Raw genomic sequence first — 26,914 nt, forward strand, 5'->3', positions numbered from 1 at the left:
ATACTCACTCCAGTATTTTTTCTTCTGTATTCAATTCAATGACCTCTCCATCAAAAGCATTCACGAAGAGATCTGTTTCATCATCAATGACCACCCACCATGTTGGCACAAGTAAATGTGACACAGATGTCGTCTGCAGCGAATTATAAAAACCCAGTTCTACATTCGTGACTGTGTTTTTGGGATTAATATCACCATTTCTATACAATGCTCCAATAGCATTTAAGGCAGATACCAATTCTTTAGGTTTATTGAATTTTTCAATTCCCTCTAAATACATCTGTTCATAGGAAACGATTTCACCCTTCTTGTTCAGATATAGAGTGACCTTCCCCTTACTATTATTATAAAACATCTTTTTATCTGCCACCTGATAGCAGGTGATGGTCTGGTTGATTTGATCATAGCTCCAAAAACGATACTCATTTCCATTTAATATATACTCCTTCAGGAATATATCAACGTCTGCTGCATGAATTTCCGCTTTCATGCCAACTGGTGTTTTAAATGTACCTACAAGCTTCTTATCATCTATGATTTTTGCTTTTTGATTTTTCAGGTACTGTATATCTTTCTTCTCGAAAGTCTTGCTGTTGGCAATCAGGAATTGATCCTTCTTTTGTTTCGGAAGTGGGGTTTCTATTGAAATCTCATCTTCCTTCAAGAGTTCTTCCGTTGTGGACTCTGTGAAATTTTCAATTTGGTAGTCATTTATCTTTTCCAGAAATTGATAAAGAAGAAAAATATTCAAAACGAAGAAAACCATGATGAATATTGATTTTGTATTATTCCAATCCACTTTGATCGCCTCCCGTATCTTCTTCAAAAGGCACAATAAACCATTTATCGCCGATACGATAATACCAAGTGGGTTCAAGCGTAACTAGTGTGACAAGTTTGGAATCAAGGGATTTATGCAGTTTATAGCCAATCGAGATGTCCTCCACGCTCTTGAAGTCGATATTATCTTTCGATTTCAACTGATTCAAGACTTCTCTACCACTTTTTAAAGTCATTTCCGACCCTTCAGACGGAAGGACTGAGGCAAGTGAAAAGTATGGGCGCTCGTAGCTATAAATTTCTTCTTTCCCCCAAATTTGCTCGATTTCGGTCATTCCGGATTCATTGAAGGCCGGATAACCATTTACGAATAAGCGGAATACCACTCGTTGCTCATTCTCCGACATATAGGCAAAGCGGTAATTGTTATCTTCCCAACCAGCATGATCATTGATGAACTCTATTCCTTTTTGGAGAAGGTCACTGGAACTGCCAAATAACTTTCTCTTTTGTGCCGGATTGATATAAGAAATTAGGTAATTCTCTTTATTGACCGTCATGAGTCTTGTTCCATCCGTGTATTCCTCACCGACCGAAACGGAGTCCTGTCGTACATACTTCGGATTATTAAATAGAGCGTTTTTAAGGTCTCCAATATCCAAAGAGTCGATATAATATTGAAATTTGCTGATCGTCACTGGTTTTTCAGGAACGAACAATGTCCTTTTGCTGTTTATGGTTTCGGCCGTATATTCAGGGTGCCTATCGTAAGAACCCGTATAAAACAAATCCATAAAACGCCTTAGTCTTTTAGAGTCGACCATACCTTGATAGATCTTCCCTTGATCGTAGGAAACAAAATAAACGGCAGATTCATTACCACTGATATCCTTTTGTTTAATGATGATTCTATCGAATGAAAATCCAGGCACTTCCGTATCCGTAATACCCAATACCGTTTTATAGAGGGAGATGGGAACCTCATCGGAATATTCGATTTCAATCGACCCATCTTCGTGGACAAAATCATCAAATTTCCTTTGCAGCCTTTTTACGGATATCTCTTTTACGCCGGTAAAATTCCATTGCGAAAATTCTTTTTCCATTCTATTTATCTCTACCGGATTGGAAGTCTGGAAATGTCGACCATTTCCATGAAAAAGGATACTGACAGGTTTAATGACATCACTAACAATCTGGACATCGCTTTTAATCTTTATATAATTCGATTGGTCACCAAATTTATCATATTCAGGCTCGTACGTCCAAATGCTCCAAGTCAAAAAAATGCTTGTCCCAACCAAAATAATCAGTATGATGCTTTTTGCACGTTCAAAATTCATGACCAATCATCCTCTTCTTCCTGTTCGTAAGGAAGTGTAAAGAACACGGTAGTTCCTTTTCCATCCACACTTTCCGCCCATATTTTCCCGCCATGCGCCACGACCATTTCTTTTGCGATCGCTAAACCAAGCCCGGTCCCGCCTAAGTTCCGCGACCTTGCTTTATCCACACGGTAGAAGCGGTCGAATATTTTATCAATGACGTTTTTCGGGATACCCACTCCTTGATCTGTAATGCTCACAATGATAAAGCCATCCGATGCCCTGACACGGAAAGTCACTTGACCCCCTTCAGGTGAGTACTTTAATGAGTTGGAGATTACATTATAGAGAACCTGGGTGATTTTATCCTCATCAATATCCACAAAATAAGCTTCCTTAGGCAAATCACGCTTAAACGTGATATCATCATTTTTCGTCATTTCAAAACGATCGATGATATGGTCATAGAATTTATTGAAATTCACCCAGCCTGTTTTAAGCCTGTAATCTTTACTGTCCATTTTCGAAAGCTGTAACAGATCATTAACAAGCCTGATCATTCGCTCTGTTTCATTTTGGGTCACACTTAAAAAGGATGGAGCGATTTCCTCGTCCTTCCATGCCCCTTCAGCCAATGCCTCCAGGTAACTTCTCATCGTTGTAAGCGGAGTTCGCAGTTCATGTGAAACGTTGGCAACAAATTCCCTGCGTTCACCCTCGATCTTTTCCTGCTCTGTAATATCATGCAAAACAGTAATCAAGCCATTAACGAATCCCGTTTCCTTTTGAATGACCGAAAAGTTTCCCCTCAAAATGAATGGCCGATTTTTTTTGCTGTAATCAAGGATCACGGACTCTCGCTCTTCCAGTAAATCCTCGAATTTATATTCTTCTTCAAGACCCAAAACCTCAATGATTGGTTGATTCATGACGGTTTCACGCGAGACATTCAATAATTGTGCCGCCGGTTCATTAATCAAGTTCACCCGACCGCGCCTGTCCGTTGAAATTACGCCATCCGTCATATTGGCAAGGACAGATGAAAGCTTACGCCGCTCTCCTTCTGTACTTGATTGCGATTCTTGAAGCTTTTTGGTCAAATTATTGAAAGTGACGGCAAGCTGACCAATTTCATCATCGCCATATACCCTAACTTTTCTGGAGAAATTCCCTTTCGCCATCACCAGGGCCTGTTTTCTCATATCAGACATGGGCCTGGTGATCGTTCGTGCGAGCAGGATCCCTAAGATGGCCGTAATCACTAGGGCAATGGCTGTGCCCGTCATGAAGATACTATTGATTTCATCCATCTGCTCAAAGACATTTTCCATCTCTGCAATTACATAAACGGCACCAATGACCTCCTCATTTGCTTCAATGGGTGTCGAAAGGACCCAGAGCCGCCTGCCGGTTTTCTGATCTCGAAAAACATCACTATCTTCTTTTCCATAAATCAGCGTATTTTTAATAAGGGCTTCCGTAGTCTTCTTTCCTACGATACCTTGGTTACTTGGGACTGAAGTTCCGATCACACGCCTGCTGCGGGTGTCGATGACACGTACTTCCGAAATATCATTCGATGAGTTATCCCGGTCTTTCAATATCGTATAAATCGCTTCTTCGAGGGTTGGATCTTCCTCTCCCCTCTCTTTTTCCATTTCTTCACCAATACTGTAGGTAAGAAGGTTAACGTGACCTTTTATTGATTTCGTGAAGTTCCCGACAAGATTTTCTTCCAATTCCCCAACAAAATATACCCCGATTATTTGCATCGCTACGAAAATGAGCAAAACATAAATCAGAACAAATTTAAAATGAATTGAGCGAAAAAAACCAACCTTTTTCATAAGGACTACTCCTGTTCAGGGTTACGCAGGTAATAACCGACCCCTCTTCTAGTTACAATCCAACCAGGATGGCTTGGATTGTCTTCAATCTTCTCACGAAGACGCCTGACCGTTACATCGACTGTCCGTACATCACCAAAATAATCATAGCCCCACACGGTTTGTAATAAGTGCTCCCTTGTCATGACCTGACCGATATGCTTCGCCAAGTAATGAAGCAATTCAAATTCGCGATGCGTTAATTCAATCGTATCGCCCCGCTTGGATACCACATAGGCATCCGGATGGATAGTGAGCGTTCCTATCGTAATTTCCTTCGGTTCATTTTCTTGATCTGGGACCGGGACAGCTTGCTGACGTCTTAAGTTCGCCTTAACGCGGGCAATTATTTCCCGGGTACTAAATGGCTTTGTCACATAGTCATCTGCTCCAAGCTCTAAGCCTAAGACCTTATCTATCTCTGAATCCTTAGCCGTTAACATGATGATTGGCGTTTCATACTTCTTCCTTACTTCCCTGCAAACTTCCATCCCATCGCGCTGCGGTAGCATGATATCAAGTAAAATCAAATCAGGTTGCCGTTCTTCTACCATCTTGAGGGCTTCATTGCCGTCATAAGCACAAAAAACTTCATAGCCTTCCTTTTTTAGATTGAATTGTAATATGTCAGCAATTGGCTTTTCGTCATCCACTACCAAAATCTTCTTATCCATGTACTTATCTCCTTTTTAATAACTAAACTGAATCTATTAAAAACCGTGTCCTTATCCGGGACCTTATTCACTTTTCCTTCTGTTTGCACCAATCTAACAACCTGATTCAACAAAATTATATATATATACCCAATAAAAGGGGCTGAACACCGGAATGAAAGCAAATTGTATCTATTCTACTTTATCATTTTATAGGCATTAAATCACCTTTTTCCTATTATTCTCATCTATATATGAAGAAGAAGTCTTCGAATATTTTTCGAAGACTTCCATCGATTACTGACTTATATAGTTTAGCGGATTTACAAGAGACCCATTTTTATATATTTCAAAATGGAGATGGACACCGGTTGAGTGCCCTGTTGAACCCATCATGCCAATTTTCATGCCTTTTTCAATCTTTTGTCCTGCTTTTACATCTATTGAATCCAAATGGGCATACACTGTCTTATACCCATTATTATGATTGATCGTTATCTTATTTCCATACCCTCCGGAGTTTCCGGCAGTTTCGATTATTCCATGATCTGCTGCCGTTATGGTTCTGGTGGTTGGCCGGGCGATATCAATACCTTTATGAAGTTTCCCCCAACGCTGGCCCTGCTTACTGGAAATATAACCCCCGTCTGCAGGCCATGAATATGTACCGCTTCCCTGTGAAGGAATGACCTTCGTGCCTTTTCTGGTGATTTCTGTTTTGGCTTTTTCCGTGACTTCCTTTTTTACGATCGTTTCGCTGATTTTCTTACCGTTTGTTTCAGATACTGCGTAGGTGTATGCCCGAATCCCCTCATTGCCTATTTGTTCAGTAATGAGTTCGCCCTTTGGAAGTTCGTCATCCTCCTTCACTTTCTTTTCAAAAGGAATCCTCTCTTCCTTAAAAACTTCTCTTTCTACCATTACGTTCACATAGGGCGTACGCTGGGTCACATAGAGACGCTCTCCCTCTTTAATACCTTTGTCCTCTTCCTGTTCTGGATTCAGCTCCAACAGTTGATCCAGGTCCATATCATGCCTAGTGGCAATTGATTCAAGATCCTCATCTTCCTTAGCCTCATAAATCGTCTTTTCTTCCTTTCCTTCTTCAATCATGGAAAGGGTTTTATCGACGGTCTTGATTTCATCTGGATCGACCATTGTTTCTTTAAACGTGACGGGAACTGAAAATTTGATGTCCAGAATTCTGCTTCCCGGTTCTTTTAACGCTCCCGCGTCCGTTTCGCTTTCTTTTTTAACTGATTCATATTCGGAGAATTCCTCTTCATTTACATATAATAAAGTGATTTTCTCCAAAACGTCCTCAGCATCATCCTTTGACGCAACATAGGCTACCGCCTGATTATCTATATCGATTTCATACGCCTCTGCCTTCACATTCAACTGATCTTGAATACCCTTTACAGCCTGATCCTCTTTAACCTCTACATCGAATACCTCTTCAGGTACAAACGTCAGCTGTGTCTCCCTATCGAATGTAAAGTCAGGATAATCTTCCTGTGCTTCTTCTACCTTTTCGGCTACGACCTTCTCTATTTCCGTTTCATCCGTCACACTTCCGACGAACTCATCGTTAAGGTAAACATGCTGAATGGTGTTAGTTTCCGATATCCCTGCAGCCGTTGCCCGATTTCCTGCAAGCAATAAAATGACGGAAACCATCAACAGGATGATCCCCTTACCTTTTGAGCTAAACATATATTGTCCTCCTTAACGGCTCAGTCACCAATTAAGAAACTAATCAAATTTATTTTGAGATTTATTAGTCCATTTTAAATATCTACATACATATGACTGATTTAATGATTTTTCCACTCATAACTCTACCATAATAAGAAAAAAAACAAGAAATAGACTTCATAATGTAATAGAACTGTATAAATGGTGACAACAAGTACCAATAAATATGTTAATGAGGATAGTTCGGTAAATTACGAAAAAAGGAGTGGATATAAGCCCCGTATGGGTAAAAGCGAGTTATATGACAAATTGGCCAAAATTGGTATGTTACAAATCGTTAACAATCTATTAACAAGATTTCATTTAAAATACTTCTGATGTAAAACAAAAAAACGCCTTAAAGGAAAGGCGTTTTTAAAAAGGATGGCTCAGGACGGAATCGAACCGCCGACACAAGGATTTTCAGTCCTTTGCTCTACCGACTGAGCTACTGAGCCAAATATTCTATTTTAGAACAAAAAAATAAAATGGCGGTCCCGACGGGAATCGAACCCGCGATCTCCTGCGTGACAGGCAGGCATGTTAACCGCTACACCACGGGACCAGTAAAGAATTTATATAAAGAAGTGACCCATACGGGATTCGAACCCGTGTTACCGCCGTGAAAGGGCGGTGTCTTAACCGCTTGACCAATGGGCCGAAAAAAATGGTGAGCCATGAAGGATTCGAACCTTCGACCCTCTGATTAAAAGTCAGATGCTCTACCAACTGAGCTAATGGCTCGTTCTAATGAAATGTAACTTCGCCGGATGTAAACTTAACATCTCCAATGCAGCTACTCGCTTGCTGTTGTTAACGGCTTGTTCTATTGTGACGACGCTTTTGATAATATCATGGTTAATATAGTTTAGGCAATAGTTTTTTGAAAAAAAATTAAAATTTTCTTATCTTTTTCATTTTTCACTACTGTTTCACTCCATTAACTCTGTATCCCATGCCTCACGAACGTGACATCAGGATGCATGCACCCTAATAAAGAAAGAAGAAGCTGGCAAAAAAATCCAGCTCCTTTTTCATGAATTACGCTAGACGCCAAGGGCTTCTCACGACATTTGTTTGGTTACGGTCAGGACCGACAGAGAAAGTAGTCAAAGGAATGCCTACCAATTGGGATACGCGCTCTACATAGTGGCGTGCGTTCTCTGGAAGCTCATCCAATGATTTGCACCCCGTGATGTCTTCTGGCCAGCCTGGTAGCTCTTCATAGACTGGTTTACATTCGCCAATCGCTTTCAAGGTCGCTGGTACCTCATGAATGATCTCGCCTTTGTATTCATAAGCTACACAAATTTTGACCTTATCAAGACCTGATAATACGTCAATCGAGTTCAATGATAAATCGGTAATCCCGCTGACACGGCGAGCATGACGGACGACAACAGCGTCAAACCAGCCGACACGGCGCGGTCTGCCTGTAGTTGTACCATATTCACGGCCAACTTCACGGATTTGGTTACCGATTTCATCATGCAATTCTGTAGGGAAAGGACCATCACCCACACGGCTTGTATATGCTTTACATACTCCAACTACATGGTTGATTTTAGTAGGGCCTACGCCAGAACCGATGGTAACCCCACCTGCAACCGGGTTAGATGAAGTGACGAATGGGTATGTTCCTTGATCGATATCAAGCATGACACCTTGTGCCCCTTCGAATAATACCCGTTTTCCTTCATCAAGTGCGTCATTCAATACAACGGATGTATCACAAACATATTTCTGAATTTGTTGTCCGTACTCATAGTATTCTTCCATGATATCTTCAATCTTGAAACCTTCCGTTTCATAGAAACGTTCAAACATACGGTTTTTTTCGACAAGATTTTGAGTCAATTTTTCCTCGAAAATTTCACGATCCAAAAGATCTGCCATGCGGATTCCGTTACGAGCAGCTTTGTCCATATAAGCAGGGCCGATACCCTTTTTTGTCGTTCCGATTTTGTTGGCGCCTTTACGGTCTTCTTCGACTTCATCCAATTTGATATGGTAAGGAAGAATGACATGTGCACGGTTTGAGATACGAAGATTATCCGTACTTACACCGTGACTATGTAAATAAGCAAGCTCCTCTACAAGAGCTTTTGGATCAACCACCATACCATTTCCAATGACACAAATTTTATCACTATAAAAAATCCCTGACGGAATTAAATGCAGTTTATAGGTAACGCCGTTAAATTTTATTGTATGCCCTGCATTATTCCCACCTTGATAACGAGCGATGGCTTCCGCATTCTGGGATAGAAAATCTGTTATTTTACCTTTACCTTCGTCTCCCCATTGTGTACCGACTACTACAACTGATGACATCTGAATAAAGCACCTCCAAAGGTTCACGTAATACCGATTTTTAACCGGTTCTTATCAAACAAACCTATTTTATCAATAATCCAAACTGGAAGTCAATACAAAATCCGAACAATACACATTTTAATAAATTATTTGTTCGTAAATATGAAAAATCCTTTCCGTTTTAAAATTGGTTTTGGATTGTCAATCATTATTCTGCCCTTTGATTTCTTTAATTATTATCACCAGCCCCTTTCTTTTTCCCAAAATAAAAATAGCCTGCCATTCCATGAATGGCAGGCTGTTCTCTATGCCCCGGGAGACATCGAATCATCATCGAAGCGACGTTCGAGGTTAACGAATTTATTGTATTCTTTTACGAATGCAAGCGAAACCGTTCCTACTGGACCATTACGCTGTTTCGCTATAATGATTTCAATGATGTTTTTATTCTCGGATTCCTTGTCATAATAATCATCACGGTATAAGAATGCCACGATATCAGCATCTTGCTCGATACTCCCTGATTCCCGGATATCGGACATCATCGGGCGCTTATCCTGGCGCTGCTCCACTCCCCGCGATAGCTGGGAAAGGGCGATGACGGGCACTTGAAGTTCACGGGCGAGCGCTTTGAGTGAACGTGAAATCTCGGATACCTCTTGCTGACGATTGTCGCCTGAACGACCATCGCCTTGAATCAACTGCAAGTAATCGATCAATATCATGCCAAGGCCATGTTCCTGCTTCAAACGACGGCATTTTGAACGGATTTCGCCAATCCTCACACCCGGCGTATCATCGATATAAATGCCGGCATTCGACAAGCTTCCCATCGCCATCGTCAATTTACGCCAATCCTCATCAGTTAAGGAACCTGTCCGTAAATTCTGGGCGTTGATATTTCCTTCAGCACAGAGCATACGCATAACGAGCTGCTCTGCACCCATTTCAAGACTGAAAATCGCTACATTCTCATCCGTTTTGGTTGCAACGTTTTGTGCGATATTCAATGCAAAGGCGGTTTTACCAACCGAAGGACGGGCGCCCACTATGATGAGGTCATTACGTTGGAACCCGGCTGTCATTCGATCCAGTTCAGCAAACCCGGTCGGTATTCCCGTGACATCCCCTTTACGGGTAGTCAAAACTTCAATGTTATCGTACGTCCGCACCAATACATCCTTAATATTTTGAAAAGACCCGGAATTCTTACGCTGGGCCACTTCCATGATCGTTTTTTCTGCTTCCCCGAGCAGCTCCTCGACCTCGTCCTCGCGACTGTAGCCTTCCTGGGCGATGTTGGTCGCTGTCCTGATCAAACGGCGAAGCAATGACTTCTCCTCGACGATGCGGGCATAATATTCAATATTGGCCGCGGTAGGTACCGATCCGGCCAATTCACTTAAATAAGAAACTCCGCCAACTTCTTCAAGGTTTTTGGTCGCAGCCAGTTCCTCTGTCACCGTAATCAAATCGACAGCTTTTCCTTCGTCATTCAATTTAAGCATCACATTAAAGATTTTTTGATGAGAGCTTCTGTAAAAATCCTCCGGAATCAAAACTTCCGATGTAACGGTCAATGAAGAGGGCTCAAGAAAAATGGCTCCTAGTACAGCCTGTTCGGCTTCTATATTTTGAGGGGGAATCCTATCCTGAAATTGTTCTATCATATCTTAAAACCTCCCATTCTAAGAGGATACCTTTTATATGTTTCTAGTGAAAAAGAAAAAAGTGAAAGGACAACATGCCCAATCACATTTTTCGTCTACCTCTATTTTATCAATTTTTCACAGATATGAAACAACTAAAATTAGTTAATTTCTTTCACATGCACAGTAAGTGTCGCTGTGACTTCAGGATGAAGCTTGACTGGAAGCTTGGTGTGTCCTAAAGAACGGATACCGTCAGCAAGCTCCATTTTGCGTTTATCAATCTTGATACCATGTTTCTTCTGAAGCTCTGATGCAATTTGTTTAGTCGTGATGGAACCGAATAAACGCCCGCCCTCACCGGCTTTGGCAGATAGCTCAACCGTTAATTTCTCCAGTTGGACTTTCAATTCTTCAGCATGTTGCAGTTCCTCGGCAGCAAGTGATTCTTCTTTATTCTTCTGTGCTTCCAAAGTTTTCACATTTGTATTATTTGCTTCAACAGCCAATCCTTGTTTAAGCAGGAAATTATGTGCATATCCATCTGCAACATTTTTAACTTCCCCTTTTTTCCCTTTACCTTTAACGTCTTTTAAAAATATTACTTTCATTCTTTTTGTCCCCCTTCTAAATATTCATCAATAGCTACTTTCAATCGACTTTCGGCTTCATCAATGGAGCATACCTGTTGAGTAGCGGCATTTGTCAAATGGCCGCCCCCATTCAACATTTCCATGATCACCTGTACATTGATATCACCAAGAGAACGCGCACTTATGCCTACTGTATCATCAGATCGCTTAGCCATTACAAAGGAAGCAACAACGCCATCCATGGTCAATAGGGTGTCAGCAGCCTGAGCTATGAGCACCTGATTATGGACCTGATCGGTTTTTGCCGAGGCAATGGCAATTCCCTTTTTATAAAAGATTACCTCTTCAATGAGCTTTGACCGTTTAATATAGGTGTCCACGTCTTCTTTTAAGAACTTCTGGACAAGTACCGTATCAGCTCCATGTGCCCTAAGATAGGAGGCTGCATCGAAAGTACGTGAACCCGTCCTTAAGGTGAAGCTTTTCGTATCGACGATGATACCCGCAAGAAGCGCCGTCGATTCCAGCATATCAATCTTGCTGCGTTTCGGCTGATATTCAAGCAGTTCGGTTACAAGTTCAGCTGTTGAAGACGCATATGGCTCCATATAGACGAGCAACGAGTTTTTGATGAACTCTTCACCCCGGCGATGATGGTCGATGACTACAACTTTATCGATCCTATTCAATAACCGCTCTTCAATTACCATGGAAGGTTTATGTGTATCGACCACAACCAGCAATGTCTCATCCGTAATCATTTCAAATGCATCATCAGGAGTTATAAACCGGGCATAAAGCTCTTTTTTATTTTTGATTTCCTCCATTAAACGGAGGACACTGCTATCAAGTTGCTGGGTGTTTATAACAATATAGCCTTCACGTTCATTCATTTGGGCAACTTTCAAGATGCCTATCGCTGAACCGATTGCGTCCATATCCGGGTTTTTATGGCCCATGACAATGACTTTATCGCTATCAAGGACTATATCCTTCAATGCATGGGAAATCACACGTGCACGGACCCTTGTGCGTTTTTCCATCGGATTGGTTTTACCGCCATAGAATTTCACTTTACCATTCGCTTGCTTTATTGCTACCTGATCACCGCCCCGACCTAGAGCGAGATCCAAGCTGGACTGTGCAAGCGTACCTAGTTCCGGTAAGGATGACACGGCCGAGCCGACCCCGATGCTCAAGGTCAATGGTACATTTTGCTTGGCTGTCGTTTCCCTGATTTCATCCAAAATCGAGAATTTCCCCTTCTCAAGCTGCTGAAGGATATGCTCATTAAAGACAGCGATGAATCGTTCAGAGGAAACCCGTTTAAAGAAAACGCCATTATCCCTTGCCCATTTATCAAGAAGTGAGGTGACCAGGCTATTAATGCTGCTTTTACGCTGATCATCCATACCCTGTGTCAAATCATCATAGTTATCAAGGAGAATGATCGCAATTGCCGTTCGCTCATCTTCATATAATTTCTCAATTTCAACTTGCTCCGTCACATCAAAAAAGTAAAGAAGCCTTTCCTCACGCTTATGGACCACTTTGAATTTCCTATCGTGGAGCGTAAGTGTCTCTGTCTCGATCTCTTGCTTAATTAATGGAACGATCGAGTCCGCGACATCATAGAGCGATCTTCCTGCCAAGGAGTCTTCACTAAAACATGAAGCCAGGAATGGATTGGTCCATTCAATGTAATAATCCTCATTAAAGAGCATGATCCCAATTGGCATTTCCAATAACGCTTCCTCGCCGACCTTCTTTAATCGGTAAGATAAAGTCGTTATATACTCTTCTGTCTTACGTTGCTTTTTTTCTACCATTCTTAATGTTAAATAAAATAAACCAGCAAGAATCAATAGTCCAACAAGTGCAATAACCCAATTATAATAAGCCAGTACGCCCAAAAGTAAAACGCCCGCGGCCAGCATCCCATACAACGGGGACTTAATCGAGTATTCTTTCAAATAAGATGGCATAGTTTCAGCTCCTAAAAGCATCTGTTTTACAAAAAAGTCTATTCCTTTTTCTTGATTGTCTCCCTAAAAGGAAAGCCTAAATCTATTATACCTAAAAATCGTACGGCTGTTGTAATAATCGGAATCGGCAGCAGCAAAGAAAAAACCACGATTATAACAGGTATGGCTTTAGCCCATGACTTCACATGAGCGATATAAAATATCAGGGAATATCCTTGTAATAAAATGAAGAACTGCAAGATGAAAAATATGTTCGTTATGGCCATATATACAAAACTGTTCTTGTCCGTATTCACAAAAAGAGCAAGAAGCATCGTAATTAAATAATACCATAAAAGACTTTTCGGGAGTCGCAGATCTCGAAAATGGGGCCATTTTAACGTTTTATCACTGAACCTCTTCACAATTGGATGCGCAGCGAAGAAAATCAATAAAACCATAATGACTGACATCAGAACGAACAAACTTGGCATCAGTGTGTTTAACATATCGACAGTTTCATACACCTGCTTTTTGACTTGTTCCGTCGGTGCCTGGCCAAAAGAATCCATGATGCCCACTGTATTTTCAACGGACTCTTCAACCATATCCATCGATTCTTCTATGTAATTAACATCCATTATCAACACTGAAGCTGCATATATTAATAAAATGCCTCCCAGGAAGACAAGTACTGCACTTATGAACATAGTTGCCATCGATTTGTCCCTTTTCAAAAAATAACCGATCGCAATTCCGGTTGCCCCCATAAGTAAGGTAAGCGGAACAGACAATAGCGTCCCAATGAGGATTGACAACAGCGAGGCTATAAATAAGTAACCCAGGCTCCACGATAACTTTTGTTTGGCTGTGAACAGTATGAATGGAATGGGTAAAAAGAAAGTGGTGAAGATATTCACTAATGGTACTTGAATGGTGATGAACAATAAAATGCAATATAGTGCCAAAAGGGCTCCACCCTCCGCAATTCGTCTTCCGCTATTCATCTTTGTTTTTCACCCCCCTGTTTTGATTAAAATTAATGTCTTATCTCCATCTTTATATTGTATCCGTTACGGCTAGGATATTTCAAACATCACATTCTTTTTTAGGATATGATTACTTTTTCTAAGGAAAATGGCCATATGAATTACTTTTGAAAATAAAAAAACCGCAATTCAGCGGTTTTCAGACATAAGAGCGCGATTTTATAAAAAAGGCACATTAAGGAAAACTCCTCAATGTGCCAATTTATTATTCACCAGATACATATGGAAGTAATGCCATAGTACGTGAGCGTTTAATAGCAATCGTTAATCTACGTTGATATTTAGCGCTAGTGCCAGTTACACGACGTGGTAAAATTTTACCGCGTTCTGAGACGAATTTTTTAAGAAGATCTACATCTTTGTAATCAATTTTAGTGATTCCGTTAGATGTGAAATAACAAACCTTTTTACGCTTACCGCGTCCTTTACGTCCACCCATTGCCATAATAAATTTCCCTCCCTGCTTTTTCAATTTTCATTTTAAACGGCTGTTTAAAACGGAAGATCGTCATCTGAAATGTCGATTGTTTTACCGTCATTTGCAAATGGATCATCATCTACACGAGTGTAGTTGTTATTGCTCCGTTGATTCTGATTAGGATTTTGTCCATACGAATTGTTGTCATTTCCGTTATTATTATTGCTATAACTTTTTTGACCTCCACCGTAAGAACCGCCTTCATTTCTTTCACCCGCTGAACTGCTTCGTGGTTCAAGGAATTGAACGCTCTCAGCCAGAATCTCCGTCACATATACGCGTTTGCCGTCTTGTCCTTCATAATTACGTGTTTGGACACGTCCATCCACGCCAGCTAAACTGCCCTTTTTCAAGAAGTTAGCTACATTTTCTGCCGGTTTACGCCAAACAACACAGTTAATGAAATCCGCTTCACGGTCACCCTGCTGATTCGTAAAACTACGGTTCACAGCTAAAGTAAAGGTAGCTACGGGAACTCCATTAGGTGTATATCGTAATTCAGGATCTTTAGTTAAGCGTCCTACCAAAACTACGCGATTCATCATCAGAATCAACCCCTAGGTTTCAAGCCTGTTTCATGTGAAACAAGATTAGAATTTATATTAAATATGTGATTATACTTCTTCTCTAGTAGCCATGTGGCGAATAATGTCTTCACTGATTTTAGCAAGACGATCGAATTCTTGAATCGCAGCACTTTCAGCGTTAACTTTAAGAAGCATGTAGTAACCGTCACGGAAATCATTGATTTCGTATGCAAGACGGCGTTTACCCCATTCTTTTGCTTCTACTTCCGCACCATTATCAGAAAGGATTGTGTTGAAACGTTCAACTAAAGCTTTTTTAGCTTCTTCCTCAATGTTTGGACGGATGATATACATAATTTCGTATTTTCTCATCACTGTCACCTCCTTTTGGTCTAAGCGGCCCAATTGGGCAAGGAGCAATTATTTATAATTACTCACAAGATAAAATTATAGCATAGTTAAAGAGGCTTTGCAACGAACGGTTCGACTTATTACAATTAATTGAAATCTAATGATTAAAGGCTCAAAAAAGACCCTACATATGGAGCTGTAGGATCTTTCAGACTGGAGTTGAATCTTAAACGTTAAAACGGAAATGGATTACATCGCCATCGTTAACGATGTATTCTTTTCCTTCCAAACGAACTTTTCCTGCTTCTTTTGCAGCACCATGACTACCCGCTTCAAGCAAATCGGTATAAGAAACGATTTCGGCACGGATGAAACCACGTTCGAAGTCCGTGTGAATGACGCCTGCACATTGAGGGGCCTTCATACCTTTCCGGAATGTCCATGCACGCACTTCCTGTACACCAGCCGTAAAGTATGTTGCCAATCCAAGCAGATTATATGAAGCACGGATCAACTGGTCAAGACCTGACTCCTCGATGCCAAGTTCAGATAGGAACATTTCCTTTTCTTCACCTTCAAGCTCTGCAATTTCTTCTTCGATTTTGGCACAAATTACGATTACTTCGGCATTTTCCTTAGCAGCATATTCACGAACTTGCTGAACATATTCATTATCGTCAGCATTAGCCACTTCATCTTCGCTCACATTCGCCACATAAAGCGTCGGCTTCGCTGTAAGTAAATGCATGCCCTTCACGATTTTTTGCTGTTCTTCAGTGAATTCAACTGAACGGGCTGGTTTTTCATCTTCCAATGCCTCTTTTAAAGCCACAAGGATTTCATGTTCTGCCACTGCGCCTTTATCTTTTTGCTTGGCCATTTTTCCGACACGGTCGATGCGTTTGTCAACGGATTCCAAATCGGCAAGGATCAATTCAAGGTTGATGACTTCGATATCATCGATTGGATTTACTTTTCCGGAAACATGAGTAATGTTATCGTCTGCGAAACATCGGACGACCTGACAAATGGCATCCACTTGACGGATATGGGAAAGGAATTTATTACCCAGTCCTTCTCCTTTACTTGCTCCTTTTACAATCCCGGCGATATCCGTGAATTCAAATGCTGTCGGAACCGTCTTTTTCGGTTTAACCAATTCAGTCAATTTTTGCAGACGGTGATCCGGCACTTCCACAATCCCGACGTTTGGATCAATGGTACAGAAAGGATAGTTGGCAGATTCCGCACCTGCCTGAGTAATTGCATTAAATAAAGTGGATTTACCTACGTTAGGCAAACCAACTATACCAGCTGTTAAAGCCATTTATATTTCACTCCTTCAAGATAATTCGTACATATGGAAAAAGACTGATCTTCTATAAAGACCATCCAATTACCTAAACCTTTCCCAATTATAGATTTCGCTCCCTAAAAAGACAAGTAAATCATTGAGATGGCAGGACTACTTTCATTCCAAAAAAAAAGCATGATCACTCCTCATGCTTTTGCAGAACTTTTTTCATTTTCTTCGCGAATTCACGTCGAGGCAGCATTACGCTATGACCGCAACCTTCACATTTTATCCGGATATCCATACCAAGCCTAATGATTTTCCACTTGTTTATTCCACAGGGATGCGGCTTTTTCATTTCCACAACATCCTTAAGCCCAAATTCTTTCTCCTCCATAACCATGAGCCCCCCTAATTCCTATGACTCGCTGCCATTGTACGTAGATTTAATCCCACTTAAATCAAGCGCAGCACTTATTTCTTTTCTTAATATCCTACTGATTTCGATGTGATGCATTGGCTTTGTTTCCGCTGTAATCCGAAGGACGATTTCTTCAGCACTTATTGTTTCGATTCCCAAAAATTCAGGTGCTTTAATCAAGGCTTCATATTTGCCTTCCATACTGCTTAAGAGTTCAATCAGCACCTTCTCAGCAAGCTCGACCGACCCATCGTTAGGTATGGTCACATCAACCACAGCCATACTGTTTAAAATGGAATAATTCGTAACCTGGATGATGCTGCCGTTGGGTATGAAGTGCAATTCCCCTGCACCACTTTTAATTTTCGTAGTACGAAGCCCGATTTCAATGACTTCCCCTTCAAAATTATTTATTTTAATATAATCCCCAACCGAGAAATGATCTTCAAAAATGACGAAAAACCCTGTAATTATATCCTTGACCAAACTTTGAGCACCAAACCCAACTGCCAAACCAAGAATACCAGCTCCAGCCAGTAAGGCCTTTACATCGAATGAGAAAATTTCAAGAATCATTATCAAGGCAATGAAATTGATAACGTAAGTTACAATATTTTCCAGCAACTTAATGAGTGTCGTTTCTCTACGCTCTGAAACACGAATAGGACTTCTTAAGCGAACCGCGAAAAATTTACTTATAACCGTCTTTCCTATTGAAATAATAATACGCGATAATAACAGAACAAGGAAGATTTTAATAATGCCCTCGCCCATCAGCAGCCATACCTTTTCATCCAATATCTCTTTTGTAACGTTATCATACATGCGATCCATCTTTTCCTCCTGCCTAATGCAAACTGCAAAACTTTTATATCTTCTCTATGACTTTTCCATATAGACGTAGTCCTCTACCCCTACTGCTGTGAGATAACCCTGAATAAGAGAAGTTTTCTCTATTTTATCAATAAATAAGGGTTTCTGTACAAAAAAAATATGGGTATATAGGTAAAGGAATTAGAAGTTTTTTCCGAATTAATCAAGTATTTTTCTAATAGAATGTATTAATGAAAGCAATTGGTAGAGGAAGAACGTCAATCCATTTCCCCTTCACCTGTTTGCATGTTCTACAAAAAATTCCCTCATCCATTACGTTAAATACCGTATATTTTTCCCTTATTATCCGTATACTGTAATACCAAATAAAGTAAAGGAGTGGAGCCGATGAATCTGAATTCTAGTCTATTTAATAATAATAAAAATAGATTGAGTCGCATCCTGCATGAAGATACGGATGCATCCAAACAAATTTCCCAGGAATTAATCAACCTTCTACCAACTGGAAAGCTTCAACCAATCGTCATCGTCTGTATAGGCACAGACCGTTCTACAGGCGATTCCCTCGGACCACTTGTCGGCACTCTGCTTAGTGAAAAAGCTGGAAGCGGTTCTTCTACATTCCATGTGTACGGTACTCTGGATGACCCTATTCATGCGATGAATTTACAGGAAAAATTAAATGAAATAAAAAAGATTCATACCAATCCCTTTATTGTCGGAATCGACGCTTGTTTAGGCAAAATGAAAAGTGTGGGTATTGTTCAAATCGGTCAAGGACCAGTGAAACCAGGTGCTGGAGTCAATAAAGAACTTCCTTCCGTTGGAAATGCCCATATTACAGGAATCGTGAATGTAAGTGGATTCATGGAGTTCATGGTTTTGCAAAACACTCGTCTTAATCTGGTTCTGAAGATGGCCAAAACCATCGCCGAAGGAATTTCCGAAGCACAAGATCATTATCCAGTAAAACCTTCCATCACTCCTTTCACATGGTCATTCAAGCAAGAAAAATCCCTTTGATTGGTATTTCTGATCATAAAAAAGAAGGAAGGGTTTACCCCTTCCTTCTTTTTTATACATAATACATGATAGTAACCAGAATGACGGTAATCATTATGCCTGGAAGCAGATTGGCCACCCTTATTTTGGTGACACCGATAATATTCAAACCAATGGCTAAAATCATGACTCCTCCAGTTGCCGTCATTTCCAATATGAAGGAATCCATTAAAGCGGTTGGGATCATCGTATTGATTTGTCTTGAAAAAATTGCTAAAAATCCCTCATAAAGAATGATTGGAAATGCTGAAAAAAGTACACCTATGCCAAGCGTACTGGCGAGGACCAGCGCTGTAAATCCATCGATGATCGCTTTTGTTATCAAAACGTCATGATCATTCCGGATACCACTATCCAGGGCACCGATAATGGCCATCGCCCCAATGCCAAATATGAGCGTAGCCGTTACAAACCCCTGAGATATCGAAGTTCCTTCAGTCGCTTTCATCCTGCGTTCAATCCAATTGCCTAAAGAATTAAGCCTTGCCTCAAGATCCATCCATTCGCCAAGGACTGCCCCTCCAACAATACTTAAAATGACAATGAGGAACTGATCACTTTTCAGCCCCATCTGCAAGCCTAAGACCATGACGGCTAAACCGATCCCGCTCATGACCGTTTCTTTTATCTTTTCAGGTATATGTTGTAAAAATCTTCCCAAAATCGAACCGATTAAAATACAGGCACCATTCACCAAAGCCCCTAATAATACCATCTCATCCACCTAATTTTCTACAGTGAAAAATAGATCTAACTTCTGTTGCCACTATCTTTTCATAAAGGCAATCTAAGAGGAAAGGTTCTCTTGATCGATCAAGTCCAAAATTCTCTCTAGATCTTCTTTTGAAAAGAATTCGATTTCTATTTTCCCTTTTTTCTTACTTTGTTTTATCGTTACACTCGTTCCTAGTCTTTCACGCAGACTTGACTCCCGCTGCTTTATGAATATATCCTTTTTCTCTTGTTTCTTAGTTTTGGTTTCACGTGAAACGGTATCATTCAATTGATGTATATATTGCTCTAGCTGTCTGACATTCATTCCTTCTTTGAGGATTTTATCCAATACTGGCTTTAGCATCTCTTTTTTCTTTAAACCCAGTAATGCTCGGCCATGCCCCATGGAAATTTCCCCATCGGAGATATAACTCCTAATCCCTTCAGGCAAAGACAGTAATCTGACATAATTCGCGATATGGGGTCGGCTTTTACCCAAGCGATTGGCCAACTGCTCCTGGGTAAATTCCAATTTTTCAAGAAGTGTTTGATAAGCAGCCGCTTCCTCAATCGGATTTAAATCTTCCCGTTGCAGGTTTTCCAAAATCGCCAGTTCCATCATCTGCTGTTCATTCAATTCCCTCACAACAACCGGAACTGTCTTTAAACCCGCTTCCTTAGCAGCACGATAACGCCTTTCCCCTGCCACGATTTCATATCCCTTAATGCTTTTCCGGGCAATAATCGGCTGTAATATCCCGTGTTCCATGATAGATTGCTTTAATTCCTCTATAGCTTCAAGTCGGAAGCTCTTTCGGGGCTGATAAGGATTTGGCCTTAATTCCCTTAATTTGATTTCGCGCACGATTTCATCTTTACTGATTTCCACATTGTTGAAAAGTGCGTTAAGTCCTTTGCCAAGTCCTTTAGCCATTTGATACCACTTCCTTTGCCAGTTCTAGATAGACCTCCGCTCCTCGTGACTTTGGATCATATATAATTATTGGTTCCCCATGGCTCGGTGCTTCACTCAAACGGACATTGCGGGGGATGATGGTTTGATAGACTTTATCCTGAAAGTATTTTTTGACTTCTTCTATAACCTGGATACCTAAGTTTGTTCTGGCATCCAACATCGTCAATAGCACACCCTCGATTTTCAAATCATGGTTCAAATGCTTTTGGACGAGACGGACCGTATTCAAAAGTTGGCTCAAGCCCTCCAGTGCATAATATTCACATTGTACAGGAATCAAAACGGCATCAGCTGCCGTTAATGCATTAAGCGTGAGCAAACCCAATGATGGAGGACAGTCAATCACAATGTAATCATATTGGCTTTGCACCTCTTCCAATGCCCTTTTTAATCGGACTTCCCTTGAGATGGTTGGAACAAGTTCAATTTCAGCACCTGCAAGTTGAATGGTCGCAGGTATAGCATATAAATTTTCTACCTTTGTTTCCATGATGACGGTACTGGCCTCGACATCATCAACCAATACATCATAAATACATTGTTCCACATCTGCTTTATCGATACCTGCCCCGCTTGTAGCATTTCCCTGCGGATCGATATCGACCATTAAGACTTTCTGTCCTATGTATGCAAGACAAGCACTTAGACTGACAGAAGTTGTCGTTTTTCCAACACCGCCTTTTTGATTGGCAATGGCGAGAATCTTACCCACGAATTCACCTGCTTTCAACTATCTTCATCACGCTATATCTATTAACTTTTACCGTAGATCCATTTATTTCTTTCTATTTTATCATGAATGTTACTGGAAGAAATCGTTTTCTTAAATTCCTCTTAAAAATTGAAATATATCTAAACAGCATTAAATACCGGAAAAATTGAAACCTTTTTGAGATGGCAAATGCCAGTGTTGCGACAAAATAAAAAAAGCTTGGTAATCAGAGACTACCAAGCAGGGTTAAGGATAGGGAATCAAGTTTTTTTCTTAGGTATTTTAATCGTGAATTGATAATACTCCTCGAATTCTTCTTCCTCTGCATCCAAATTTATTCCATTGTCTGTAACCATACTGAGTGATTGGCGTATAGTATTCACGGCAATCCTCATGTCTTTACTAAACGCTTTCCGCTTAGGTTTCGGCTTTTGCACAGTACCCGTTAAGAGCTTGACGACCTGCTCTTCGGTCTGCTTGACGTTTAACCCCTTTTCGATGATTTCCAAAAGCAGTTTAAGCTGCTTTTCTGGACTTTTTAACGGTATCAACGAGCGGGCATGGCGTTCCGTAATTTGCTTTTGAAGAAGTGCATCTTGAACCTCTTGGGGCAGCTTAAGCAACCGAAGCTTATTCGCCACGGTAGATTGTCCTATTCCCAGTCTTTGTGCCAGAGCTTCTTGGGTTAAACTATGCAGCTCCAATAGTTTACCGTAAGCCAAAGCTTCTTCAATCGGTGTCAGTTCTTCACGCTGAAGGTTTTCTATCAGCGCAACGGAAGCCGTTTCTGTATCGGTGAAATCTTTGATTATTGCAGGTGCCAATTCCCAGCCAAGCTTTTGCATGGCTCGAAAACGACGCTCACCAGCAATGATTTCATATTTCCCCTGTCCATAAGCCCTTACTACAATTGGTTGAATGATTCCATGTGTATGAATCGTTTGAGCCAATTCAGCAATTTTATCGTCATTAAAAACGGTCCTTGGTTGAAATCGATTAGGCACAATATCAGAAATGGAAATTTTTCTTATCTCTTCATTATTATTGCTAGGTGTCTCCATCTCTAGTTGCTGTTCTTCTTTTTCGCCAAACCCAAAGAACCGCGAAAAAGGATGCTTCATCTTCCTACACCACCTTTTAAAACTCCCAAATAACATATTCTCTATTTAAAGGACAAGTCCTGCATACATTTCCCGACATGGTTATACATATGGCCCTTCACTGTGAAAAACATGTCGACTGGCGTCATCAAGGCAATAATGAGGAATTGACGGCCAGTTATTATAAATATCGCCGGCTTGCCCAAGATTATTTCCCTGAATCAAAAAGAAAAATCGCCGACTTTCTAGCCCAACTGTAAAATCTGGCACACGTTTGACATTGTACCGAAAAATTGCCTTTTGTTGGCAAATACAATATTGATAATAAGCTCGTACATTTATAGTAAAAGAAAATTAGGGCAAGTACCAGCCATATATCCGAATCATTTACGCTTAATATGAAACCATCTCCATATAATAGAGGTTATTCAATAGGCTGCTTATTCGGTGTCCCTGGTTTTCTTGGGTATTTTTTAGGAGTCTTCTTCACTTTTTTTACTGTAATGATGTTTCTTTCACTATTTTCCTCTGGCAATGTGAAAGGATGAATTTCTTCGATTTCTCCGCCTAATGTAAAAATGGCCTTTTTCCCTGTGTCCATTTCATCCTGTGCACTAGCCGCTTTCATGGCAATGAACGTCCCGTTTGGCTTAACAAGCGGCAAACATAGTTCACTTAAAACGGACATCCTGGCTACCGCTCTTGCCATGACAATATCATAGGATTCGCGATGCTCCGGTTTTTGGGCGAAGGTTTCCGCCCGGTCATGATAGAAGGAAACTCCCTTTAATTGTAAGGACTCAGCAAGGTGATTCAAAAAAGAGATTCGCTTATTCAAAGAATCCACAATCGATACGTGGATATCAGGGAAACAAATCTTCAATGGAATACTCGGAAATCCGGCTCCAGCCCCAACATCGCAAATTCGATATGACTTGTTAAAGTCGAAATAGAAGGCTGCGCTGATTGAATCATAAAAATGCTTTAGATAAACTTCTTCCTTATTAGTGATGGCTGTTAAGTTCATCTTTTCGTTCCATTCCACCAATAATCGATAATAAGTGTCAAACTGATCAAGCTGGTGAGGAGAAAGCTCGATCCCTTTCTCCTGCAGTGCTTGTTGGAACTGTTCAATATTCATGTTTTCTTCAATCCTTTTCGGGTATTTCCATTACTGAGATACTCTGGCAATTTTACCTTGTTCCAAATAAACAAGCAAAATGGAAACATCAGCGGGATTCACACCGGAAATTCTTGAAGCCTGAGCTACTGATAGCGGGTGGACCTGCTTTAATTTTTGACGTGCTTCCGTTGCTAGACCAGAAATTGCATCATAATCGATATTCTCTGGAATCTTTTTATTCTCCATTTTTTTCAGGCGATCGACTTGCTGTAGAGATTTTTCGATATAACCTTCATACTTGATCTGGATTTCGACCTGTTCCGTCACTTCATCGCTCAGTTCGACATCACTTGGCGCCAACTTCTGAATATGGGAATAATCCATCTCAGGCCGTTTCAATAAATCAGAGGCACGGATTCCATCCTTCAACTCACTGCCGCCACTTGCTGTAATGATTTCTTGTACCTCTTTAGTCGGTTTGATGAAATTTGATTTTAGTCGTTCCTTTTCCATTTCAACCGCTTCTTTTTTCAAAAGGAAACGATTGTAACGTTCTTCTTGGATCATTCCGATATTGAATCCAATTTCCGTTAAGCGCAAATCGGCATTATCATGACGCAACAATAAACGATATTCTGCTCGTGAAGTAAGCAATCGGTATGGTTCATTCGTACCTTTCGTTACAAGGTCATCAATGAGAACACCAATATAGGCATCCGAACGGCTTAAAATCAGTTCTTCTTTACCTATTGCATTCAATCCTGCATTAATACCGGCCATCAATCCTTGTCCTGCTGCTTCCTCGTAGCCGGATGTCCCGTTAATTTGGCCAGCAGTATACAGATTTTTGATTTTTTTCGTTTCCAGTGTAGGCCAAAGCTGCGTAGGAACGATAGCATCATATTCTATTGCATATCCAGCACGCATCATTTCCGCCTTTTCGAGGCCTGGAATGGTTTGTAGGATTTTCACTTGTACATCTTCAGGCAAACTGGTAGATAAACCTTGCACATAAACCTCCTTTGTATTGCGACCTTCAGGTTCCAGGAAGATTTGATGCCGTGGTTTATCATTAAAACGGACGACTTTATCTTCTATCGAAGGACAATAACGAGGTCCAGTTCCCTTTATCATTCCGGAATACATTGGTGAACGGTGTAGATTATCATCAATGAGCTGATGTGTTCCCTCATTCGTATACGTTAACCAGCAAGGTAATTGATCAGTAATGAACTTTGTGGTTTCATAAGAAAATGCACGTGGCACTTCATCACCAGGCTGAATTTCCGTTTTGCTGTAATCTATGGAAGAACTATTGACACGTGGTGGTGTCCCCGTTTTAAAACGGACCAAATCAAATCCTAACTGCTCTAAATGTTCAGATAGCCTGATGGAAGGCTGTTGATTATTAGGACCGCTTGAATATTTCAGTTCCCCTAATATGATTTCACCGCGTAAATATGTTCCCGTCGTTATTACGACAGTTTTCGCACGATACACCGCACCAGTTTTAGTGATTATACCCGTACAAACGTCATTTTCAACAATTAATTCTTCTACCATTCCCTGAATCAATGTCAAATTTTCTTGGTCTTCTATCGTCTTTTTCATTTCTTGTTGATAGAGGAATTTATCTGCCTGCGCCCGCAACGCTCGAACAGCCGGACCTTTAGCGGTATTCAGCATCCTCATTTGGATATGGGTCTTATCGATATTTTTTCCCATTTCACCGCCTAAAGCGTCAATTTCCCTAACAACTATACCTTTTGCCGGCCCACCAACGGACGGATTGCATGGCATAAAGGCGACCATATCCAAGTTAATGGTGATCATCAACGTTTTAGCTCCGACTCTTGCAGCCGCAAGGCCAGCTTCACTACCAGCATGACCAGCACCAATAACAATGACATCATAGCTACCTGCTTCGTATTGCATATCCTTTTCCTCCTTTTACGCTTATTTTCCTAAACAAAATTGTGAGAACAATTGGTTGATTAAATTATCCTGAACGCTTTCACCAATGATTTCCCCAAGAAGCTCCCATGCTTTCGTGAAATCAATTTGAACCAAATCAACCGGCGTACCCATTTCAATAGCTTCGATTGCGTCTTCGATTGACTGTAATGCCTGTCCTAGCAAAGCTATATGCCTGGCATTGGAAACATAGGTCAGGTCTCCCGTTTCTAAAGATCCCTCAAAAAATAGTGAAGCGATGGCTTCTTCCAATTCATCGACCCCTTTATCCTCAAGTAAAGAAGTGGAAACAACCTTATGGGATGCCGCCTTTTCCTTAACCTTTGCCAAATCGATTTTCTGTGGAAGGTCGGTTTTATTGATGATAACGATAACATCCATTCCATCAACCGCTTGGAATAGTTTTTCATCTTCCGTTGTAAAATCATCGGAATAGTTCAATACAAGTAATATTAGATCCGCCTCTTTTAATACTGCACGGGACCGTTCAACTCCAATTCGTTCAACGATATCTTCCGTTTCGCGTATTCCTGCTGTATCGACAAGTTTAAGCGGTACACCGCGAACATTGACATACTCTTCAATTACATCACGTGTTGTACCTGGGATATCAGTGACAATCGCTTTATTTTCATGAACCAAGCTGTTAAGCAAAGAAGATTTTCCGACATTGGGGCGCCCTATGATAACCGTCGCAAGCCCATCCCGCAAGATTTTCCCTTGTTGGGCCGTGTGAAGCAGTTTCTCTATTTCAGTCTTCACATAACTGCCTTTTTCCAAAAATAAACGATGCGTCATTTCTTCGACATCATCATATTCCGGATAATCTATATTTACCTCGACTTGAGCGAGGGTCTGTAAAATTTCTTGACGTAGGTTTTGGATTAATTTCGAAAGCCGGCCTTCCATTTGACCTAAAGCAACATTCATGGCTTTATCCGTTTTAGCACGGATTAAATCCATAACGGCCTCAGCTTGAGAAAGATCGATCCTGCCATTCAAAAAAGCCCGTTTCGTAAATTCACCAGGTTCTGCTAAACGAGCACCTTGTGAGAGAATGAGCTGTAATACCCGATTGACCGAAACTATTCCACCGTGACAATTTATTTCAACTACATCTTCTCTTGTAAATGTCTTTGGACCCTTCATGACCGAAACCATGACTTCCTCTATGATTTCACCTGTTTTAGGCTGGATTAGGTGGCCATAATGAATCGTATGTGATTTCACTTCAAGCAATCCTTTTCCACCTGGTCCTTTAAAGATCCTATCGGCTATTTCTATGGCCTCATCACCGCTGATTCTAACGATGGCGATTGCCCCTTCCCCTAAGGGAGTAGAGATAGCGGTGATTGTATCGAATTCCATGCTTTCACCTCTTATATATTGATGTTTC

The 26,914-nt window shown here is 40.8% G+C and carries 25 protein-coding genes and 4 tRNA genes; 2 read left to right on the forward strand and 27 right to left on the reverse strand.

The window, feature by feature from the left end; genetic code table 11:
• Window positions 1–4 precede the first annotated feature (4 nt).
• The 20 genes from ABIE66_RS27720 to ABIE66_RS27815 form a co-directional block, all read right to left on the reverse strand.
• Window positions 5–799, reverse strand: coding sequence for a two-component system regulatory protein YycI (locus ABIE66_RS27720; protein WP_289327188.1), 795 nt, complete (start codon window positions 797–799; stop codon window positions 5–7).
• Window positions 786–2,123 (reverse strand): YycH family regulatory protein, encoded by a 1,338-nt coding sequence (locus tag ABIE66_RS27725; RefSeq protein ID WP_370016939.1) that lies wholly within the window; start codon window positions 2,121–2,123, stop codon window positions 786–788. The genes ABIE66_RS27720 and ABIE66_RS27725 overlap by 14 nt, the downstream gene beginning before the upstream one ends.
• Window positions 2,120–3,952, reverse strand: coding sequence for a cell wall metabolism sensor histidine kinase WalK (gene walK / locus ABIE66_RS27730; RefSeq protein ID WP_289327190.1), 1,833 nt, complete (start codon window positions 3,950–3,952; stop codon window positions 2,120–2,122). Before walK ends, ABIE66_RS27725 begins: the two co-directional genes overlap by 4 nt.
• A 5-nt stretch (window positions 3,953–3,957) precedes the next feature.
• On the reverse strand, window positions 3,958–4,665 hold the full coding sequence (gene yycF, locus ABIE66_RS27735) for a response regulator YycF (protein ID WP_034316131.1): 708 nt from the start codon (window positions 4,663–4,665) through the stop codon (window positions 3,958–3,960).
• 276 nt (window positions 4,666–4,941) lie between these two features.
• A complete protein-coding gene (locus ABIE66_RS27740) occupies window positions 4,942–6,360 on the reverse strand; it encodes a peptidoglycan DD-metalloendopeptidase family protein (protein WP_370016940.1) in 1,419 nt (472 codons plus the stop codon).
• Between the two features lie 406 nt (window positions 6,361–6,766).
• A tRNA-Phe gene (locus ABIE66_RS27745) sits at window positions 6,767–6,839 on the reverse strand.
• 31 nt (window positions 6,840–6,870) lie between these two features.
• Window positions 6,871–6,946, reverse strand: a tRNA-Asp gene (locus ABIE66_RS27750).
• Window positions 6,947–6,969: 23 nt separating this feature from the next.
• A tRNA-Glu gene (locus ABIE66_RS27755) sits at window positions 6,970–7,041 on the reverse strand.
• A gap of 8 nt (window positions 7,042–7,049) precedes the next feature.
• Window positions 7,050–7,125 (reverse strand) — tRNA-Lys (locus tag ABIE66_RS27760).
• Between the two features lie 297 nt (window positions 7,126–7,422).
• The gene (locus tag ABIE66_RS27765) at window positions 7,423–8,715 is read right to left on the reverse strand and encodes an adenylosuccinate synthase (protein WP_370016941.1); all 1,293 of its coding nucleotides are present in this window, start codon (window positions 8,713–8,715) and stop codon (window positions 7,423–7,425) included.
• 287 nt (window positions 8,716–9,002) lie between these two features.
• The gene (dnaB, locus tag ABIE66_RS27770) at window positions 9,003–10,367 is read right to left on the reverse strand and encodes a replicative DNA helicase (protein WP_289314149.1); all 1,365 of its coding nucleotides are present in this window, start codon (window positions 10,365–10,367) and stop codon (window positions 9,003–9,005) included.
• Between the two features lie 140 nt (window positions 10,368–10,507).
• On the reverse strand, window positions 10,508–10,957 hold the full coding sequence (gene rplI / locus ABIE66_RS27775) for a 50S ribosomal protein L9 (protein ID WP_289314148.1): 450 nt from the start codon (window positions 10,955–10,957) through the stop codon (window positions 10,508–10,510).
• Complete coding sequence (locus ABIE66_RS27780) at window positions 10,954–12,924, reverse strand: DHH family phosphoesterase (protein WP_289327192.1); 1,971 nt, start codon at window positions 12,922–12,924, stop codon at window positions 10,954–10,956. Before ABIE66_RS27780 ends, rplI begins: the two co-directional genes overlap by 4 nt.
• Window positions 12,925–12,962: 38 nt before the next feature.
• On the reverse strand, window positions 12,963–13,910 hold the full coding sequence (locus ABIE66_RS27785) for a YybS family protein (protein ID WP_370016942.1): 948 nt from the start codon (window positions 13,908–13,910) through the stop codon (window positions 12,963–12,965).
• Window positions 13,911–14,157: 247 nt separating this feature from the next.
• Complete coding sequence (gene rpsR, locus ABIE66_RS27790; protein WP_230161608.1) at window positions 14,158–14,397, reverse strand: 30S ribosomal protein S18; 240 nt, start codon at window positions 14,395–14,397, stop codon at window positions 14,158–14,160.
• A gap of 47 nt (window positions 14,398–14,444) precedes the next feature.
• Window positions 14,445–14,975 carry a single-stranded DNA-binding protein gene (ssb, locus tag ABIE66_RS27795; RefSeq protein WP_370016943.1) on the reverse strand — a complete coding sequence of 177 codons (531 nt, stop codon included), beginning with the start codon at window positions 14,973–14,975 and terminating at the stop codon, window positions 14,445–14,447.
• Window positions 14,976–15,044: 69 nt separating this feature from the next.
• Complete coding sequence (gene rpsF, locus ABIE66_RS27800; protein WP_034316153.1) at window positions 15,045–15,329, reverse strand: 30S ribosomal protein S6; 285 nt, start codon at window positions 15,327–15,329, stop codon at window positions 15,045–15,047.
• Window positions 15,330–15,534: 205 nt separating this feature from the next.
• Window positions 15,535–16,635: a redox-regulated ATPase YchF gene (gene ychF, locus ABIE66_RS27805; RefSeq protein WP_289314144.1), complete on the reverse strand. Its 1,101-nt coding sequence runs from the start codon at window positions 16,633–16,635 to the stop codon at window positions 15,535–15,537.
• A 166-nt stretch (window positions 16,636–16,801) separates the two neighbouring features.
• Entirely contained in the window at window positions 16,802–16,999 is a 198-nt protein-coding gene (locus ABIE66_RS27810) for a DUF951 domain-containing protein (protein WP_289314143.1), read from the reverse strand.
• A 21-nt stretch (window positions 17,000–17,020) separates the two neighbouring features.
• Window positions 17,021–17,857: a mechanosensitive ion channel family protein gene (locus ABIE66_RS27815; RefSeq protein ID WP_370016944.1), complete on the reverse strand. Its 837-nt coding sequence runs from the start codon at window positions 17,855–17,857 to the stop codon at window positions 17,021–17,023.
• 387 nt (window positions 17,858–18,244) lie between these two features.
• On the opposite strand from ABIE66_RS27815, the gene yyaC reads away from it, so the two are divergent.
• The gene (gene yyaC / locus ABIE66_RS27820; RefSeq protein ID WP_289327196.1) at window positions 18,245–18,880 is read left to right on the forward strand and encodes a spore protease YyaC; all 636 of its coding nucleotides are present in this window, start codon (window positions 18,245–18,247) and stop codon (window positions 18,878–18,880) included.
• A gap of 52 nt (window positions 18,881–18,932) precedes the next feature.
• Here the strand turns inward: yyaC and ABIE66_RS27825 are convergent, their stop codons facing one another.
• From ABIE66_RS27825 to noc, 4 genes are all read right to left on the reverse strand, one after another.
• Window positions 18,933–19,634: a DUF554 domain-containing protein gene (locus ABIE66_RS27825; protein WP_289314140.1), complete on the reverse strand. Its 702-nt coding sequence runs from the start codon at window positions 19,632–19,634 to the stop codon at window positions 18,933–18,935.
• Between the two features lie 72 nt (window positions 19,635–19,706).
• Window positions 19,707–20,567: a ParB/RepB/Spo0J family partition protein gene (locus tag ABIE66_RS27830; RefSeq protein ID WP_370016945.1), complete on the reverse strand. Its 861-nt coding sequence runs from the start codon at window positions 20,565–20,567 to the stop codon at window positions 19,707–19,709.
• Window positions 20,560–21,321 carry a ParA family protein gene (locus ABIE66_RS27835; RefSeq protein ID WP_289314138.1) on the reverse strand — a complete coding sequence of 254 codons (762 nt, stop codon included), beginning with the start codon at window positions 21,319–21,321 and terminating at the stop codon, window positions 20,560–20,562. Before ABIE66_RS27835 ends, ABIE66_RS27830 begins: the two co-directional genes overlap by 8 nt.
• A 260-nt stretch (window positions 21,322–21,581) precedes the next feature.
• Complete coding sequence (gene noc / locus ABIE66_RS27840; RefSeq protein WP_289314137.1) at window positions 21,582–22,442, reverse strand: nucleoid occlusion protein; 861 nt, start codon at window positions 22,440–22,442, stop codon at window positions 21,582–21,584.
• 77 nt (window positions 22,443–22,519) lie between these two features.
• Between noc and ABIE66_RS27845 the strand changes: the two genes are divergently transcribed.
• Window positions 22,520–22,681, forward strand: coding sequence for a hypothetical protein (locus ABIE66_RS27845; protein ID WP_289327198.1), 162 nt, complete (start codon window positions 22,520–22,522; stop codon window positions 22,679–22,681).
• Between the two features lie 164 nt (window positions 22,682–22,845).
• Here the strand turns inward: ABIE66_RS27845 and rsmG are convergent, their stop codons facing one another.
• The 3 genes from rsmG to mnmE are packed head-to-tail and all read right to left on the reverse strand — an operon-like array spanning window position 22,846 to window position 26,886.
• On the reverse strand, window positions 22,846–23,562 hold the full coding sequence (gene rsmG / locus ABIE66_RS27850; protein ID WP_125159987.1) for a 16S rRNA (guanine(527)-N(7))-methyltransferase RsmG: 717 nt from the start codon (window positions 23,560–23,562) through the stop codon (window positions 22,846–22,848).
• A 30-nt stretch (window positions 23,563–23,592) separates the two neighbouring features.
• Complete coding sequence (gene mnmG, locus ABIE66_RS27855) at window positions 23,593–25,479, reverse strand: tRNA uridine-5-carboxymethylaminomethyl(34) synthesis enzyme MnmG (protein ID WP_370016946.1); 1,887 nt, start codon at window positions 25,477–25,479, stop codon at window positions 23,593–23,595.
• 21 nt (window positions 25,480–25,500) lie between these two features.
• Window positions 25,501–26,886, reverse strand: coding sequence for a tRNA uridine-5-carboxymethylaminomethyl(34) synthesis GTPase MnmE (gene mnmE / locus ABIE66_RS27860; protein WP_370016947.1), 1,386 nt, complete (start codon window positions 26,884–26,886; stop codon window positions 25,501–25,503).
• Window positions 26,887–26,914 lie beyond the last annotated feature (28 nt).

The sequence above is a fragment of the Peribacillus sp. B2I2 genome (assembly GCF_041261685.1).
Lineage (GTDB): Bacteria > Bacillota > Bacilli > Bacillales > DSM-1321 > Peribacillus.